General features: G+C 43.6%; 13 protein-coding genes and 1 pseudogene (1 of these 14 cut by a window edge). 13 read left to right on the top strand and 1 reads right to left on the bottom strand.

Annotation, left to right across the window (positions count from 1 at the left end; all coding sequences use genetic code 11):
- The first annotated feature begins 51 nt into the window (after nucleotides 1-51).
- The 4 genes and pseudogenes from rfbB to EGM68_RS26285 form a co-directional block, all read left to right on the top strand.
- A complete protein-coding gene (gene rfbB / locus EGM68_RS23005; protein WP_129550072.1) occupies nucleotides 52-1,071 on the top strand; it encodes a dTDP-glucose 4,6-dehydratase in 1,020 nt (339 codons plus the stop codon).
- Between the two features lies 1 nt (nucleotide 1,072).
- Nucleotides 1,073-1,948, top strand: a complete 876-nt coding sequence (gene rfbD / locus EGM68_RS23000) for a dTDP-4-dehydrorhamnose reductase (RefSeq protein WP_129550071.1) — start codon at nucleotides 1,073-1,075, stop codon at nucleotides 1,946-1,948.
- A 95-nt stretch (nucleotides 1,949-2,043) separates the two neighbouring features.
- The gene (locus EGM68_RS22995; RefSeq protein WP_129550070.1) at nucleotides 2,044-3,027 is read left to right on the top strand and encodes a glycosyltransferase family 2 protein; all 984 of its coding nucleotides are present in this window, start codon (nucleotides 2,044-2,046) and stop codon (nucleotides 3,025-3,027) included.
- A 679-nt stretch (nucleotides 3,028-3,706) separates the two neighbouring features.
- Nucleotides 3,707-4,359 (top strand): annotated as a pseudogene (locus EGM68_RS26285) (transposase); the annotation flags it as partial.
- Nucleotides 4,360-5,241: 882 nt separating this feature from the next.
- Here EGM68_RS26285 and EGM68_RS22990 read toward each other — a convergent pair.
- Nucleotides 5,242-6,189, bottom strand: coding sequence for an acyltransferase family protein (locus tag EGM68_RS22990; protein ID WP_129550069.1), 948 nt, complete (start codon nucleotides 6,187-6,189; stop codon nucleotides 5,242-5,244).
- Between the two features lie 1,014 nt (nucleotides 6,190-7,203).
- On the opposite strand from EGM68_RS22990, the gene EGM68_RS25835 reads away from it, so the two are divergent.
- From EGM68_RS25835 to ligA, 9 genes are all read left to right on the top strand, one after another.
- Nucleotides 7,204-7,347, top strand: coding sequence for a hypothetical protein (locus tag EGM68_RS25835; RefSeq protein WP_165264075.1), 144 nt, complete (start codon nucleotides 7,204-7,206; stop codon nucleotides 7,345-7,347).
- Nucleotides 7,348-7,446: 99 nt separating this feature from the next.
- A complete protein-coding gene (locus EGM68_RS22985) occupies nucleotides 7,447-7,842 on the top strand; it encodes a DDE-type integrase/transposase/recombinase (protein WP_129550068.1) in 396 nt (131 codons plus the stop codon).
- A 1,112-nt stretch (nucleotides 7,843-8,954) separates the two neighbouring features.
- Complete coding sequence (locus EGM68_RS26595) at nucleotides 8,955-9,047, top strand: putative holin-like toxin (RefSeq protein WP_219727884.1); 93 nt, start codon at nucleotides 8,955-8,957, stop codon at nucleotides 9,045-9,047.
- A 370-nt stretch (nucleotides 9,048-9,417) separates the two neighbouring features.
- On the top strand, nucleotides 9,418-10,326 hold the full coding sequence (locus tag EGM68_RS22980; protein WP_129550067.1) for a glycosyltransferase family 2 protein: 909 nt from the start codon (nucleotides 9,418-9,420) through the stop codon (nucleotides 10,324-10,326).
- Nucleotides 10,323-11,723, top strand: a complete 1,401-nt coding sequence (locus tag EGM68_RS22975; RefSeq protein ID WP_129550066.1) for an undecaprenyl-phosphate glucose phosphotransferase — start codon at nucleotides 10,323-10,325, stop codon at nucleotides 11,721-11,723. The genes EGM68_RS22980 and EGM68_RS22975 overlap by 4 nt, the downstream gene beginning before the upstream one ends.
- 238 nt (nucleotides 11,724-11,961) lie before the next feature.
- Nucleotides 11,962-12,834 (top strand): phosphatidylinositol-specific phospholipase C/glycerophosphodiester phosphodiesterase family protein, encoded by an 873-nt coding sequence (locus tag EGM68_RS22970; RefSeq protein WP_129550065.1) that lies wholly within the window; start codon nucleotides 11,962-11,964, stop codon nucleotides 12,832-12,834.
- Nucleotides 12,835-12,978: 144 nt separating this feature from the next.
- Nucleotides 12,979-13,671: a heptaprenylglyceryl phosphate synthase gene (gene pcrB, locus EGM68_RS22965; RefSeq protein WP_481854789.1), complete on the top strand. Its 693-nt coding sequence runs from the start codon at nucleotides 12,979-12,981 to the stop codon at nucleotides 13,669-13,671.
- A 42-nt stretch (nucleotides 13,672-13,713) separates the two neighbouring features.
- Nucleotides 13,714-16,038 carry a DNA helicase PcrA gene (pcrA, locus tag EGM68_RS22960; RefSeq protein WP_129550063.1) on the top strand — a complete coding sequence of 775 codons (2,325 nt, stop codon included), beginning with the start codon at nucleotides 13,714-13,716 and terminating at the stop codon, nucleotides 16,036-16,038.
- Nucleotides 16,039-16,132: 94 nt separating this feature from the next.
- Nucleotides 16,133-17,189, top strand: the 5' portion of a protein-coding gene (gene ligA / locus EGM68_RS22955) for an NAD-dependent DNA ligase LigA (RefSeq protein ID WP_129550062.1). It continues 959 nt past the right edge of the window; only the first 1,057 of its 2,016 coding nucleotides appear in the window; it begins with the start codon at nucleotides 16,133-16,135; the stop codon falls past the right edge of the window.

Raw genomic sequence — 17,189 nt, 5'->3', positions numbered from 1 at the left:
GTTCAATAAAGCATATCTTATATGTATTAGAGCATGATTTAGGAGGACTGTATGAAACTTCTTGTCACCGGCGGGGCCGGATTTATTGGCAGCAACTTTGTATTATACATGTTAAAGCAACACCCAGATTACGAAATTGTGAATGTGGATGCACTCACGTATGCAGGCAATCTGGAGAATTTGAAATCCATCGAAAATCACCCTAAACATAGCTTTGTCAAAGTGGATATTACCGACACACAAACAATTGACCAGCTGATGCAGCAGGGAATTGATGTAGTGGTGAACTTTGCGGCTGAATCGCATGTAGATCGGAGCATTTTGGAACCCGAAGTGTTTGTAAAAACAAACGTATTGGGTACGCAGGTACTACTGGACGCTGCAAAAAAGTACAAAATAACCAAGTTTGTACAGGTATCAACAGACGAGGTGTATGGCACTCTGGGTGAAACAGGCTTGTTTACGGAGGAAACTCCACTCCAGCCCAATAGCCCATACTCTGCGTCAAAGGCAGGCGGCGATTTATTGGTTCGTGCATATCACGAGACCTTTGGTCTACCAGTGAATATCACACGTTGTTCCAACAACTATGGCCCATATCAGTTTCCGGAAAAGCTGATTCCGCTGATGATCTCACGTGCGCTGAATGACCAGCAGCTGCCTGTGTACGGGGATGGTTTGAACATTCGCGATTGGTTGTATGTAGAGGATCATTGCAGTGCAATTGATCTGGTCATTCATCAGGGTAAGCTTGGTGAAGTATACAATATCGGTGGAAATAACGAGCGGACAAATGTACACATCGTCAAAACGGTATTGGAGGAGCTGGGCAAGCCCGAATCTCTAATTTCGTATGTACAGGATCGGCCAGGTCATGACCGCCGTTATGGCATTGATCCAACGAAGACTATGAATGAGCTGGGCTGGAAGCCAAAGCATTCTTTTGAAACGGGCATTAAAGAAACAATCCGTTGGTACTTGGATAACAAAGATTGGTGGACTCGTATTCAATCAGGCGATTACCAGCAATATTATGCTAAGCAGTACGGTTCCCACTTAGGGGATGTGTAAGATGAAGGTACTGGTTACTGGAGCATCCGGTCAACTTGGCAAAGATGTAGTTAACGTTTTTCAGGGACAAGGACATGATGTTCTTGGATGCGATCGGGGACAGCTGGATATAACGAATTTGGAGCAAGCAGTAAAGATCGTGGGACAGTATCAACCTGACGCTGTCATCCATTGTGCAGCATATACGGCAGTGGATGCAGCCGAGTCCGACATTGACGGAGCTTATCAGGTCAATGCTGCGGGGACACGCAATATGGCACTGGCCGCGGAGAAAGCCGGAGCCAAGCTGGTATATATCAGCACGGATTATGTCTTCGATGGAACAGCGAAGCAGCCATATCATGAGTATGATAATACCAATCCGCAGAGTATCTACGGAAAGTCCAAACGGGCGGGAGAGGTATTGACCCAAACACTTTCCTCTAGGTACTTTATTGTTCGCACATCTTGGGTGTATGGATTACACGGGAACAATTTTGTTAAAACGATGCTGAAGCTTGGGCAGGAAAAGCCGCACCTTCAGGTCGTGAACGACCAGAAAGGCTCACCTACCTATACTGTGGACTTGGCTCGCTTTTTGGCAGTATTGGTTCAAACTGAGAAGTATGGCGTATATCATGCATCCAATAGTGATTCTTGCACCTGGTATGAGTTTACGCAAGCAATTTTTCAGGATGCGGCAGAAATATTAGGTGTCAAGATTACAGCGAAACTGGACCCATGTAGTACGGAACAATTCCCCAGACCCGCAGCACGCCCGCGTAATTCGGTTATGGAGCATATTGCGATCCGAACAAATGGGTTGAATGATTTGCGCAATTGGCGTGAAGGGCTGCAGGATTTTCTGAAAGAGTTTGTGGAAAGTCCAAGCAAGTAGAGATGGAATATATTTACATTGATCTCCCATCATGTTATGATTGGGAGATTTTATGATGTGAAGACATATGTCGGTCAAGCCCAATGAGTATTATAATGTATACAGTTCGCCATATATGGAGCTATAAGGAGGGTATCATTCTGAAAAGGCCCAATGTGCAAATTTTGTTATCTACATATAATGGAGCAGCCTATTTAGATGAGCAAGTAGAAAGCCTGATAAATCAGAAAGACGTAAATATTCAGATTATAATTCGTGATGATGGCTCAACAGATGACACGGTTGCCAAGCTGAATGCATTGAAGCAGCGTTATCCTCAACAGATTATTTTATACCCTGAGAGCAATGTAGGGGTTATTGCGAGCTTTTTTGATCTGATACAAAAAACCTCTGAGAATTTCAAATTTTACGCCTTTTGCGATCAAGATGATGTGTGGATGCCGAATAAGCTTAGTCAGGCTATAACTTTACTTAAGGAAAAGGATGGGGAGCAACCGCTGATGTATTGTTCTGCTACGCAAATGGTCTCTCAAACTTTGGAACCTCTCAAGGTATGGCCAGCAGATCTAGCCCGACCTTTATCCTTTTATAATGCTCTCATTGAAAATGTATGTGTAGGCTGTACCATGGTGATCAATAAAGAAACACTTCAGCTTGTGAAAAAGAGAATACCAGCTTCTTTGAAAAACATTATTATGCATGACTGGTGGATTTATTTATGTGTATCCTCTTTCGGAGAGGTTGTTTTCGATCCTAAACCTTCTATTCTATATCGTCAGCATCAAAACAATGTGCTTGGAGGTTCGACGGATGGTTGGGTAAGCAAATGGAAGAAAAGGTTAAGTAGGTTTGTTAAAGGTAAAAACCGCTACATTTTAAGTAAGCAAGCTCGGCAGTTTATTCAATTATATGGACAAGACTTGCCTCGCCAGTTATATACAGACCTCGACTGCTTTCTGCAGAATTATCAGAGCGGCTTGTTTACTCGTGTGCAATATATTTTCCGATCGCCTTTTTATAGACAGTCGCTGCTGGACAACCTCATATATAAATTAGTTTTCATATTGGGTAAATTATAAAGTCACTACTCCCCGCAAATATTATTCTGTACTTAATTTGGATTTGTTCCTCTGGTAAGTAACAAAGGAAATTCTCAAGTATTGGTGGCCGGATCGACCAGCAGATATAGAGTTAGAGATAATTTACGGCGAAAGTAGTGATTACTTCGATCCTGGACGCTGAAAAGTTCCTAATAAAAGTATCTCTTTCAAAGCAATTGCAAGGCATCCTTTGGTTCTCATACCAAGGAGACAATCGCTTAAAGAGTTACAGAAGTTAACCTACCATAAACTCAAATAGTTGGATTCTGGTTGCGTGTATTTCGTTCCTACTTTTCCCAAGAGGCTTCTTTTCAGTGGTTTATTGTCATCATCGTGTGCAAGATGCTGCGTTCCGACTAGTTGGGAACGACTTCTATCATCCGAAATCTCTTGCTGCACCCAGTTTGCTACGAAATGCTAAACCATTCTTTTCGTTCCTTCGCATGTCGCTGAAGCCCCTTCGGAAGACCTGGATTCAGATTATCAGGCGATTGGGCTTCCCTCCACTATGAGCAAGGAGCAGTGTACTCATCGGTGACTGGGTCAAACAGGCCCGCCGTATGCCTGAAGGCAAGAATTTGCACAGGAATCGGAAAACTCTTCTAAATCCGATTAACTCTTCGGGCATCTCTTTGGCGCGGTAGGCATTCTCATGGAGCATTTGAAAATCTCGGAAGAACGATTATTACAGCAGTTATAATAACGACTGGTGAAAAATGATGGGGAGGAACTACAGTCTCTTATTGAAAAAAATCATGCTGAAATTTGATAGTCATTTGGGATACCGCTCTTTTAGAAAAGACAATCTACTGTACAGTAAAAAGAACGAAGTTCATTTAGTTGATAAGCTAAATCCAATGGTTAATCAAGGGGCCCGAAGAAAAGAAGACGGATTTGAGTTTAATAAAGAAGCAGGCATATATGTCTGTAAGGCAGGTCTCTGGCGATTCGTAAGGCTCGGAAAGGAAAGAAATGTGTAGGCACAAACCAAACGGATATGTACTACTTTGATATTGAGAAATGCAAAAGATGTCCATTGAAAGGTGTCTGTTATAAAAAGGGGTTGAAAGTTAATAGTTGTGCGGCGAGTATTAGATCTACGAAACATACAGAGTAAGCGATTTCCAAGAAGGGGAGTTCTTCAAAAAGAGATCGAAAGAGCGATACAAAATTGAAGCTCAAAACAGCGAATTAAAACACAGGCATGGATATGTTGTAGCGTCATCCAATGGGCCCCTAGATATGGAAGGCCAAGGAGCCATGGTGAAGTTTGCAGTGAGTTTAAAGCGAATTTTAAAACTCACAGATTAGTTTTATAGGGAATCGAGACCCGTCATATCCAAAAAAAGACGATGCTTTCTTCCTAATAATTAGAAGGGCTTCGTCTTTTTTGAATGTTGCTAAAGATAATAATTCGGAACTATAAGTTATTCAGAGACCTCGGAAAAAGGACGCTGTACTTAAGCTGAAGACTATGTTCCACACTCCTATAACTGCGTTTCAATCTGCCACGATGAAGATGTACGGCAAGGAAGAAACGGTGAGCGATTACTCTCTGGATCTTCTGTGGGGATAAGGGCTATACAAGGAGCTGCGCTTTGTTCTGGTTCAGTACCAGGGCAGTTGTCCATATTGGAGAATATTAATCTGAAGCTTACACCGGCGGACATCATCAACTTGTACGGTAGCGTTTCAAGATCGAGCACATCTTTCGCGAAAAGAAGCAGGCCATTAGCGGGTTCAGCTACCATTTCTGGAGCAAATCCATGCCGAAATTGAACCGATACTTGAAGAAGGGAGAAGTCCATCCGCTTTAGCGCGTCACCGATGAGAAAGACAAGGTGAACATTCTGCGAATGGGTTAAGACAGGCATCGAGGGGTATGTCATGTATAGTGCATTGCCATGAGTCTGTTGCAATTGATCGCGGTACGCTACTCCACCATGTTCCGAGTCTATTCTTCCACTACTACGAACGCCGTCCAAAGTTATTGCACCCGAAGCCACGGTGATGGCTTACGCAAATCTATTTTTCTACCTGTTTGCTTGTAGTCCGCGTTTTCCATGACACGATTATTTGCTCTAAACTGTATGAACTCGTGGTGATTCTCTGGCTTTTAAGGATGGGGACTTTTGACTGTCCAACAAGAAATTGAATTAGATAAATCTTTGGTCATCCAACCTTAAAGTGTTTTTAGAAATTTGCGAGCGCTGTTTTTTTTATGATCATTATCGCCCTAATGGTAAATTGCATAATAGAGTTTATAATCATAGGTAAACCAATTCCAAGGAATACAAACAAAAAAATATTAGTGTATGCACCCAATCGATATAACTCCAGTGCAGTTATTAAGTGTAGGTACATAATGATTAAACTTTCTTTACCAATTGGAACAAATATATCGCCGAAGGTGATTCTTTCAAGAACTTTTCCTATTCCAATAATCATTAGTATTCCGCTTAATGGAATAAGTAAATCAAACTTACCATTCAATACATGCTGCTTCATATCAAGTGCAAAAGAAATTGATTGTTGTCTAGCTAAATAGTAGAAAAACAAGAAGGATAATGCTCCCAGTGTGCAACAATACCAGTTAACAATCCATTTTATCTGGTGTCCTAATGCATAAAATAGAATTGCATATAAACTAAGGTCAATACTTCCAGGTAACTTCCATGAACTTGGTTGGAAATGTGCTGTCGTAAACATAACTAGGATTAATAACCACATATAACCCTTAGGTAACTTTAGCACAGCAGTATAGATCAATTGTGTAGCCCATAGGCAAGTAATAAACCATACTGGAGCATAAAAACCATCGATAAATCTGCCACCCAAAACGATATTCCAGAGTTCATCCCAAATATCCGGGGACATCGGCGTAAGCATATACCGATAAAATGTTATCACTACAACAATAATAACATACGGGATAAGCAATCTTTTGGTAATGAGTTTAGCTTGCCGAGTATAACTTTCCTTAGGTTTAAATACATATCCGCTAAGAAAGAAAAATGCTGGCATATGAAACCAATAGATAACTGCATGCCAGTTTGAGTAATACTGTATGAATGCTGAATGCCCGAATACCACTAGAATAATTAAAATACTTCTTACAATATCAATCCATTTTTGTCTCATAGTTTCTCCCCCTGTATCTGAAAATATAGGATAAAGAGAAATCGGTCAACTACATTCAGTAAATATTACACCTTTTATTACCTATAATTAGGTGAATGTATTTTAATTTGTTTTCCTAAAATGCGAGGTTAATATTGGGATCTCGATTTTGGAAGCTACGTAGGCAGTGCGTCGGTTTCCGTTCCCTTCTTTGCTGGTTGTGATCCCGAGCTTCTAGGTGGGGTGCATCCATGCTAACCTCGGACCACTCAAGGAAAATTTTGGTTTTGTATCGCCCGTCGATTTGGGTTCGTCTCTTGCTGACTTCTCATGACGTCATCCGGCCTAAGGTTCCGTTAACATAAACAGGCTTGATGTAGCGGTGACCACGCCTGGAGGAGGTTTATCGATGGCGATGCGTCTTCGGTCGAAACATCAGCTCTGACATGGCTTTATCACGTAATAGTGGAAAATTCTCCAATGCGGGTATCGTGTTCCCCTAGTTCACGGGCAGCAATGTTTACCAGCATTTCTGCCATCAAGCACATAGCCCGGGTTTTAAACAACAACGTAAAATGCAAGAGGGGTCTGGTACACTTGGGTCACTTTGTTGCACGAGGTACAATTCACCCGTGGCATTCTGGCATGTATGAAGGTTTTACACTCCCAGAAGTCCCAATGCGGCCAGTGCTTCATATCGCTGTCATAGGCCCTGCATTCGGTGCCATACAAGGGACATGCAAATACAGCTCCTCGCTCAAAGTCCAGGTGCAAGTGCCAAGCTTGGTCCTATTTAGCCCGCAAATGAACTTGGACAGCATACCACTTGTTCCGATACAATACAATCAATCGGAGGGGATAGCAATGGAGAGGAAACGATACGATCTGAATTTTAAGAAGATGGTTGAACCCGAGGGCAAAGAGAGGGTAAAATGACAGCACTTGCTGGGCAGTATGATCTCGGTCCGAAGATGCTTCTGAGATGGGAGAAAACGGCTTAGGTGTAAAGATCTTGATCAATTGGATGACTGTGCAATGAAGCAGCCAGCTTTCATTCTATCTGCATCCGATTATGCAGCTATGGAGAAGGAACACGAGAAGTTGGAACAGCTTTACGCCGAGCAGGCGCTAGAGAGGGAAATCCTCCGTGACTTGTTAAAAAAAACGAACCCACACTAAAGTCTACTACCTATGCAACGGCAGCTTAAAGATCAAACACCCGGAGAGCTGGCGACTAACCGAATCATTACGGGCTCCAATGAAGTGTAGGAAACGGATGTGGAGTACGGATGGATTGCTGGCGAACGGCAGTTCTCCTTTCTCATGATCATTATCGACGTGTTTGACCGAGCTGTTGTGACGTACCAACTCGGCTTGTCCTGTAAAGCTAAGGATCTTGTTCAGATCACACAGGAGGTGCTAATGAAGCGCCGACTCCTTGACAATACCCTTCGGCCTGTGCTCCGTTCCGACAATGGACCACAGTTCATCAGTCATCGGTTGGCAGATGCCTGTGAGCATTTCAAAATGATTCATGAGCGCATCCCATCAAAGACGTCCAATAAGAACGCTCATATCGAGTCGTTCCACGCGATTTTGGAGTGCTGCCAGCGATATGAATTTGAGAGCTACCAACAGGTGTATGAAGTAGTCACGGCCTTTATCCATAACTAACTATAACCATGATCGTATGCATGGCAGCATCTATGATATGTCGCCCTATGAGTACATGAATGCAATAAAACACGGCACTGCCAAGCCGATACAAATCAAGGTGTAGACAATGAAACGACGAATTTCGGAGCAAATTCAAGTACTTCTAGAAAATCCATCGAATAAGAGGTGCAGTATCCGTTATTCGGGGGTTAAACCGGATCCTGATGATCAAACGAAATATGAGTTAGCTTCCATGGTTCTTCCAACGGTAAAGCCACTTTGAACATGCATATGATCAAAGTGGCTTACCGCTTAACGAGGTCCACATCGGCAATCCGCTCCTATTAACGTATTACTGAGCAGTATTGATTATTTTTCTATAATTCAGCCTTTAAGCCATTAAGAATAGAATAGCGACGAAGTAATTTCTCTTAGGGGTTCATTTTTTGATTGTAGTACATTTTATAATGAGCTTTCTACACCCTATTGTTAGGTGTAAGCTTATTACAAATAAATTTAAATACATGAAGGTAACTTGTCTTCAAACTAGAACCACCTAAACCATGATCGAAGCTAACATCAAAAAAGTTTTAGGCGTACATGCTAAGTTTTTATACGGTGCAGTCTTTCGACGATCATGTTTAATTTTGTAAAGAAACATTCCATCACGGTGCTCAGAGGCTACTAGTCAAAATTATACTGAGTCTTACCAAGATTACTTCGGTTGGATTGAATTTTTTTATGAAATGGATTTAAGATCGTGTTCTATTTTTGATACGTTAAACAGGTGATTCTGGCCAGCCTTTTTGCTTTTAGCCATCTCGTATCAGATTACAAACATGATTTTGGCCGCTAGTAACACAAAATGTAACGGTTTGCCCGTAGTATATATAATCCTCATTCTACCTTTATTCAGGGTTCTTTGTATTCCTTAAGAGATGCTCTAGGGTCTAACACACGAGCTATTATAATAAAAGCTGTCTTCATATAATAAATTCCCGTCTTAATTCTTAGAATATTCCTCTAAAACCCATCGAATGCGTGTTCCTTTTTGGAAATATATAGTATAATTGAAACGTGCAACCGATAGAGCTGGCAAGGGCGGTCGGCTAACTCTCCCGAGGAGGGGGGTGAAGCCTGTGACAGTGTTTGAGGCGCTCAGTTTAATGCTGACGTTCGGGGCGTTAATCGTCACACTGTTAGAGTTTAACAAACGAAAATAGACCGCCCCCGCAAGGAAGGGTCTATTTTCGGCCTGATTGTTCTAAAACCGTCCGCTCTTGGAGCGTTGGTTGCGCGGGGCTGGCTGGCACCAGCCCTTTTTCCATGTATATCTTACCACGATGAAATTTAGACCTCAACCGAGGATTTTACAAAAATCTAATAAACGACTTCCAATGAACAATATATAGATCGAAATGGTTTCGTTTGTCTATATTTGCACTTTGGAGCGACTGGAATCGAATTTTGTGAAATTCTACTAACTATGCAAGGTTACAAGTTATGTGCTTTTTTGCGCCCCGTGGCCTGCACGGTATGCTATAATAGGCGATAGTAGAATAGATTACTGAATTTGTCAGGAGCGTTTTAAATATGGATGTAAGCATACTGGTCGTCAACTATAATACGTGTCGATTGACGCTGGATTGTTTGCAGTCAGTGTATGCGTCAAAGACGCAGTATCGATATGAAGTGATTGTTATCGATAATCACTCCAGTGACGGGTCTGTTGAGGCTATTCGTGCTGCGTACCCGGATATTACATTGATAGCTAATAAGGATAATACAGGGTTTGCCAAGGCGAACAATCAGGGGATGGAAGTAGCTAGCGGGCGTTATGTATTGCTATTGAACTCCGATACGTTGGTGCAGCCGTATACGCTGGATACAATGATTCAGTTTATGGATACGCATCCGGAGATGGGGGCATCGGGCTGTAAGGTCATCCTGCCGGATGGCTCGCTAGACAAGGCTTGTAAGCGAGGGTTTCCAACGCCGTCCGCCTCTTTTTACTATGCATTCGGCTGGTCGAAGCGTTACCCGGATAACCCGAAGTACAACCAATATCAGCTTGGGCATCTAAGCCCGGATGATGAGTATCCTGTGGATGTACTGGTTGGGGCTTTTATGCTGGTGCGTCGGGAGACGATTGACCAGGTCGGCGGATTGGACGAAACCTTTTTTATGTATGGTGAGGACATAGACTGGTGTTACCGGATTAAACAAGCTGGTTGGGGCATTTACTACTACCCACGCACATATATTATTCATATCAAAGGAGGCAGTGCTCGCCGTCGCCCTTTGAAAATTATTTATGAGTTTCATAGAGCTATGTGGGTATTTCATCGTAAGCATTATAAGCAGCAATACAGCTGGATCACCAACATGGCTGTATATGCCGGAATTACGGTGAAGTTTGGAATGGCTTTTCTTAAAAATAAGTTGTCTGCACCGGTTAAGCCGGACGGCGGGGAACAATCTCGTACTGAGGTGAAAGCATGATACGCAGAAATCAGCGTTTTTTAACCCAATTATATATTGTGGCGGATTTCGCGGTCATTCAGTTATCCTTTCTGATCGCTTGGTTTTTCAAATTTGAAAGTGAATGGATCACTTATAAAGAGCCACTTCCTATTCAAGTATATGGAGGTTGGAGCTTAATATACGGTCTGATTGCCGTAGTGCTGGGAATGTTATTCTCACTCTATTCACCAAAACGCAAAAAGAGATTTGCAGATGACGTGTTTCGCGTTACCCAGATTCACATTGTTGGCCTGTTTGTGCTGTTGAGTGTAATGTTTTTCGTAAAGCAAATCGACATCTCGCGGTCCTACCTGGCGATCTATATGGTTGGTAATGTGCTGATTATTTTGTTTTATCGATATTTTTTGAAGCAAGTTCTTAAAGTCCTCCGTCAAAAAGGATACAATAAGCAATTCATGCTCATACTTGGAGCGGGTTCTTTGGGCCAACGATTTTATCATAATCTTGGACAGTATCCTGATTTAGGTTATGAAGTAGTGGGATTTCTGGATGATAAACGGCATTGGAACGAAGAGGAAGAAGCTCATTTTCGCCCGATTCTTGGAGGATTAGATCAGTTGGAGGCAACGCTGTCACGCCTGATGATTGATGAGGTCATTCTGGCGCTGCCGCTGGATGCTCATGATAAGTATCCCAAGATTATCAACATGTGTGAAAAGGCTGGAGTGCGCACGCTTATTATTCCCGATTTCTTCGATTATTTGCCGGCACGACCTTACTTTGACAACTTTGCAGGTATGCCGATGATCAATGTACGAGATATTCCACTGGATGTAGCAGGGAATCGATTGTTTAAGCGTCTGTTTGATATTTTATTTTCTTTATTCGCCATTATTCTGACCTCTCCGATTATGCTGGCCGTGGCGATTGGTGTGAAGGTCACATCGAGAGGCCCCATTATTTTTAAGCAGGAGCGGGTAGGCTTGAATCGTCGCACCTTCCGGATGTACAAATTTCGTTCGATGAGGGTACTGCCACCTGGAACTGAAGATACGGGCTGGACGACTGCTAATGACCCAAGACGCACACGTTTTGGTACTTTTATTCGTAAAACGAGTCTTGATGAGCTGCCACAGTTTTTCAACGTACTGTTAGGTGATATGAGTGTCGTTGGCCCACGTCCGGAACGGCCCTATTATGTGGATCAATTCCGTGAGGAAATTCCAAAATACATGGTGAAGCATCATGTTCGTCCTGGAATTACAGGTTGGGCACAGAGTAACGGTTTACGTGGAGATACATCTATTGAGGAACGGATTAAGCACGACATCTTCTATATTGAGAACTGGTCGCTATTATTCGATATTAAAATTATTTTTCGTACAATCCGTAACGGCTTCAAAAACGCTTATTAATTCAGAGCACCCTTCGGCTTAGCCGGAGGGTATTTTTGTGTCTATTACACTTCCATAGCCAACGTCCCGAGATTTCAATAATAAGGCCAATGAATACGCGCTTCACCAGTTCAGCACTATTTTGCCTACTTAACTATTTTTCCTACTTATATGTACATTTTTTAGTTCAGCTGATATAGAGCTGTTTTGAGTAGGTGTATGTAGGGTATTGACCTGTACGAAAAGGATGTGACACCCTATGAAACGAGTGATTGCTGCGGTTATTCTTTTAATGTTAATCGGTACATTTTTACTGGCTTATAAAGGACAATCTACAGAAGAACATACTGGCTTTACCACACACCGCGTAATTACGCATGCCATGGGAGCTGTTGATGGTTTGGCTTATACCAATGCGCGTGAAGCGTTTGTAGAAAATTATAAAAAAGGCAGCCGTGTATTCGAGGTCGACCTGATGTTTACTTCGGATGAACATTTGGTGGCACGCCATGAATGGACAGAATCCTTTACAAAACAAATGCAACAGGAATACGCAGTTGCTACAGAGCAGGGCGGAAAGCCCTGGAGCTATCATCAATTTAAAAACACCCCTATACACGGTTCCTATACTCCACTAGATTGGAAGGATGTATTGGATTTATTGGAAAAGTACCCGGATGCCTATATTGTGACCGATACGAAAGAGCAGGACTCTGCCCAAATCAAACGGTTGTTTGCGCAACTGACCCGTCAGGCTCAGGAGAAAAATCCCGAACTTTTATCTCGTATTGTCCCTCAAATTTATAATGAGAAAATGCTGCAAACATTGCGGAGTATCTATCCTTATACATCCATTATTTATACGCTCTATGCTACAGAAGATACGGATGACCAGATCATTCAATTTGTTCAACAACATGATATAACGGCAGTAACTTTACCGGAAAATCGCGTGAGTGGTGCCTTAGTTGAAAGTTTGCGTCAGGCAGGGGCAGTGTGCTATGTAAATACGATTAACGAGTTGAAGGATGCTACTGAGTACGAACAGATGGGTGTAAGAGGTTTCTATACAGACGTTTTAACGGAAAAAGAACTTAGTAGAGGCAGTTGGTTGTATGCGCTGAGACCATAAGCTGTCTGAACTCGGTGTTCCCATTTGATACGAACATTGACACCTTTTAAGCACTGTCATAGACTTAGCATAGAACGCTTTTGGATATTAAAATTCGGCTCGTCTGGATGATGATAAAAGCAATGGATGCTGGAGGAATGTGTGTTGGCAGATTCAATTCAATCATGGAGGCATGTATTTAAGCTTGATCCTGACAAGGAACTGAATGATGAAGCGCTTGATGCCGTGTGTATGTCTGGTACGGACGCCATTATGGTAGGCGGTTCATCGGGCGTAACGTATGAAAATACGGTGGATTTGCTGTCACGGGTTCGGCGTTATGAGGTGCCATGTGTGCTTGAGGTATCCGATCTCGAAGCTGTGGTGCCGGGGTTTGATCTATATATGATTCCCATGGTGCTGAATACCAGTGACAGTAATTGGATCATGGGCCAGCACCAACGTGCGATTGAGCAATTTGGTTATATGATCCCTTGGGATTTGCTTGTGACGGAAGGATATATTGTTTTGAACGGTGATTCCACCGTCGCTAAGCTTACCAGTGCGGATACTTCGCTGAGTGCTTCTGCTGCCGCTTCATATGCACAGATTGCTGACAAGCTTATGAATCTACCGATTGTATATGTGGAATATAGCGGTGTCTTTGGAGATATGGAGCTGGTACAACAAATACATCGTGGTATGGAGCGATCTCGTGTCCTATACGGAGGAGGGATCGTGGATAAATCTACCGCGTTACAAGCAGCAGCTGTTTGTGACACCATTGTAGTAGGGAACATTATTTATCGTAATTTGGCGAAAGCGCTGGAGACGGTAGCTGTGAAATTGGAAGTATAGATCGTGAATTTTATGAAGGCTTAGAGAAAGGAGCATGCACGCATGCAATCAATAGATATACACGAGGCGGTAGCGCGCCTTAATCAGCCTCAGCGTCAGGCCGTGGAGGCTGTAGATGGTCCGCTGCTGATTATGGCTGGCGCAGGCAGTGGTAAGACGCGGGTGTTGACGCACCGAATAGCTTACCTCATTGCGACCCGCAAGACGGCTCCATGGGGGATTTTGGCGATTACCTTTACGAATAAGGCCGCGCGTGAAATGCAGGATCGCGTATCCAAGCTAATTGGCCCGCAGGGGAGAGATGTGTGGGTATCCACCTTTCACTCCATGTGTGTGCGTATTTTACGCCGGGATATTGAGCGGATCGGCTTTACCTCCAATTTCAGCATCTTGGATTCTACGGATCAATTGTCTGTCATTCGGAGCTGCATGAAGGACTTGAATATAGATACTAAGAAGTTTGAACCCAAAGCGGTTCAGTCTATGATGAGTACGGCTAAAAATGAATTGGTCACTCCCGAAATGTATGAGCGCAAGATTGGCGATTATTTTGAAGGAATTGTGGCGAAGGTATATACCAAGTATCAACAACGGCTCAAAAATAACAACTCTCTTGATTTTGATGATCTGATCATGGCAACGATTCAGCTCTTTAAAGAAGTGCCTGAGGTGCTTGATTTCTACCAAAAGAAATTTCAATACATTCATGTTGATGAATATCAGGATACGAACCGTGCGCAGTACATGCTGTGCAAAATGCTGGCTGACAAGCATCACCGGCTATGCGTTGTAGGTGACAGCGACCAATCCATCTATCGGTGGCGGGGGGCGGATATTAGCAACATTTTGAACTTTGAAGAGGATTACCCAGAAGCACGTACTATTTTGTTGGAGCAGAACTATCGCTCAACTTCGAATATTCTTAATGCGGCTAACGAAGTCATTGGCCAAAATACAGGCCGTAAGCCGAAAAAACTATGGACCGACAAAGAAGGCGGTGCCAAGATTAAGGTTTATCGTGCTGACTCCGAACATGACGAAGGCTACTTTATCGCCTCAGAAATTCATAAGAATATTAAGGCGGGCAAAACCTATAGCCATCATGCTATTTTGTACCGTACGAATGCCCAGTCTCGGGTAGTCGAGGAAATTTTGATTAAATCGGATATTCCTTACCAAATCGTGGGCGGAATCAAGTTCTATGATCGTAAAGAGATTAAGGATTTACTGGCGTATCTTCGCCTACTGTCCAATCCTGACGACGATATCAGCTTGATCCGAATCATTAATGTGCCGAAACGAAGCATCGGCGACACAACGGTCGGCAAATTGCAGGCAGCTGCAGCGGAACGTGGCGTTTCAATTTTCCGTGTACTTCAAGTGGTAGATGACTTAGGCTTTGCTGGACGCACGCGCAATGCGCTTGTAGAGTTTTACGATATGATCGAGGGTTTAAGTCGGATGGTGGATTATCTGTCAGTTACTGAGCTGACCGAAAAAATGCTGGAAACCACCCAATATCGATTAGAACTGCAAAACGAGAATACACTCGAGTCACGCTCACGTTTGGAGAATATTGATGAGTTCCTGTCGGTAACCATGGAATTTGAAAAAGGAGCGGAAGACAAGTCACTCGTCTCCTTCTTGACCGACCTTGCGCTAATTGCCGATATTGATTCTATGAATGACGATGAAGAAGAGCAAAGCGATGCGGTTGTATTGATGACCATGCATAGCGCCAAAGGACTGGAGTTTCCCATCGTATTTATTGTCGGTATGGAGGAGGGAGTATTCCCTCACAGCAGGGCCTTTTTGGATAATGAAGAGCTGGAGGAAGAGCGCAGATTGGCGTACGTCGGGATTACCCGTGCTGAGGAGCAGTTGTTCCTCACATGCGCACAGATGCGCACTCTGTTTGGACGTACCACAGCTAACCCGCCTTCCCGCTTTCTCGAAGAGATTCCGGATGAGTTAAAAGAAGATACGATCATCAAGCGTGACCGCTACCGTCGTTCAGGCAATGTAGGAGGATCTTATGGTGGTCGCGGACTGGGCAAAAGCAGTGGCAGCAACTTTGGTGGAGAGCGCTCGTTTGATACGATGAGCCGTAGTGGCTCGTCTGCCTCCGCGTCGCCCCGCGTAACAGTGACCACTTCCTCGCCCGCAAAACCAACTTCGACTGCTTCGGCAGGAGGTCCATCCATTTTTGCTGCCGGAGACAAGGTACAGCATGGCAAATGGGGAATTGGAACCATTGTAGCTGTAAAAGGGACGGGCAATGATATGGAACTTCAGATTGCTTTCCCTGCTCCGGTAGGGGTTAAGCGACTGTTGGCTGGATTTGCGCCGATTACAAAAGTAGAGTAAATCTCAAATCTCAAATTTCATTAAATCTCGAACCTCATAGGGCAGCTTGGCTTAGGTCTCTGCCCTAATGAAGTTCCCGGAGGGATACGCCTGCATGAACCCAATGCACAGGATGGAGCAGCTTGTTGCTGAACTGAACACATATAACTATCACTACTATACATTGGATGACCCCCAGATCAGCGACAAAGAATATGATGTGCTTTATGACGAACTGGTAGCGCTTGAACAAACAAGCGGTCTTGTTCTGCCAGATTCGCCAACACAGCGTGTGGGCGGGGAGATACTCAAGGGCTTCACACCGCATCGCCACCTCGCTCCATTATGGAGCCTTGATAAAGCTCAGAATATGGAGCAGCTGCGTGCATGGAACGCGCGTGTCGTGAAGCTGGTCAATGATTACAATACCAAGAACCCGGAGCAACCTTTGCCATCTCCAGGCTATGCGATAGAACTAAAATTTGATGGACTGACACTGAACCTGACGTACACGGATGGACAACTGGTGCAGGCTTCTACCCGTGGTAATGGTGTGGTAGGTGAGGGGATACTGGCACAGGTAAAGACGATTAAATCCGTGCCACTTAAAATTCCTTATCAAAATGGAACTATTGAGGTGCAGGGTGAAGGGATCATGAATCTCTCCGTACTGTCCAATTATAATGAGAAGGCCGTAGAGCCTCTTAAAAATGCACGAAATGCCGCAGCAGGGGCTTTGCGTAACTTGAATCCCAAAGTAACAGCAGAGCGGCGTTTGAATGCATTTTTCTATAATGTAGGCTATGCGGACCGTATTCAGTTTAACAGCCACCAGGAGATGATGACCTTCCTGCGTGAAAATCATTTCAAGGTAAACCCATACCTAACTTACTTTGATAATTTTGATGATGTAATGGAGCAGTTAATTGAGATTGAAGAATCCCGTGCCGGTTTGGATTATCTTATTGATGGGGCAGTATTGAAAATTACAGATATGCGCACACGTGAGGTTCTCGGATATACCGATAAATTCCCACGCTGGGCGGTGGCATATAAGTTCGAAGCAGAGGAAACGACTACGGTGCTTAACTCGGTCGAGTGGAATGTAGGAAGAACCGGGAAGATCACTCCACTGGCTAGGGTAGAACCGGTAGAGCTGGCGGGAGTCACTG

Source organism: Paenibacillus sp. M-152, from assembly GCF_003856555.1.
Classification (GTDB): Bacteria; Bacillota; Bacilli; order Paenibacillales; family Paenibacillaceae; genus Paenibacillus; species Paenibacillus polymyxa_C.
The sequence above is the reverse complement of the archived record's forward strand: the minus strand, read 5'-3'. Positions and strand labels throughout refer to the sequence as shown.

Excerpts from the sequence above, each read along its gene's own strand:
- rfbB (WP_129550072.1), top strand. The coding sequence starts at position 52 with ATGAAACTTCTTGTCACCGGCGGGGCCGGATTTATTGGCAGCAACTTT.
- rfbD (WP_129550071.1), top strand. The coding sequence starts at position 1,073 with ATGAAGGTACTGGTTACTGGAGCATCCGGTCAACTTGGCAAAGATGTA.
- EGM68_RS22995 (WP_129550070.1), top strand. The coding sequence starts at position 2,044 with ATGTATACAGTTCGCCATATATGGAGCTATAAGGAGGGTATCATTCTG.
- EGM68_RS22990 (WP_129550069.1), bottom strand. The coding sequence starts at position 6,189 with ATGAGACAAAAATGGATTGATATTGTAAGAAGTATTTTAATTATTCTA.
- EGM68_RS25835 (WP_165264075.1), top strand. The coding sequence starts at position 7,204 with ATGAAGCAGCCAGCTTTCATTCTATCTGCATCCGATTATGCAGCTATG.
- EGM68_RS22980 (WP_129550067.1), top strand. The coding sequence starts at position 9,418 with ATGGATGTAAGCATACTGGTCGTCAACTATAATACGTGTCGATTGACG.
- EGM68_RS22975 (WP_129550066.1), top strand. The coding sequence starts at position 10,323 with ATGATACGCAGAAATCAGCGTTTTTTAACCCAATTATATATTGTGGCG.
- EGM68_RS22970 (WP_129550065.1), top strand. The coding sequence starts at position 11,962 with ATGAAACGAGTGATTGCTGCGGTTATTCTTTTAATGTTAATCGGTACA.
- pcrA (WP_129550063.1), top strand. The coding sequence starts at position 13,714 with ATGCAATCAATAGATATACACGAGGCGGTAGCGCGCCTTAATCAGCCT.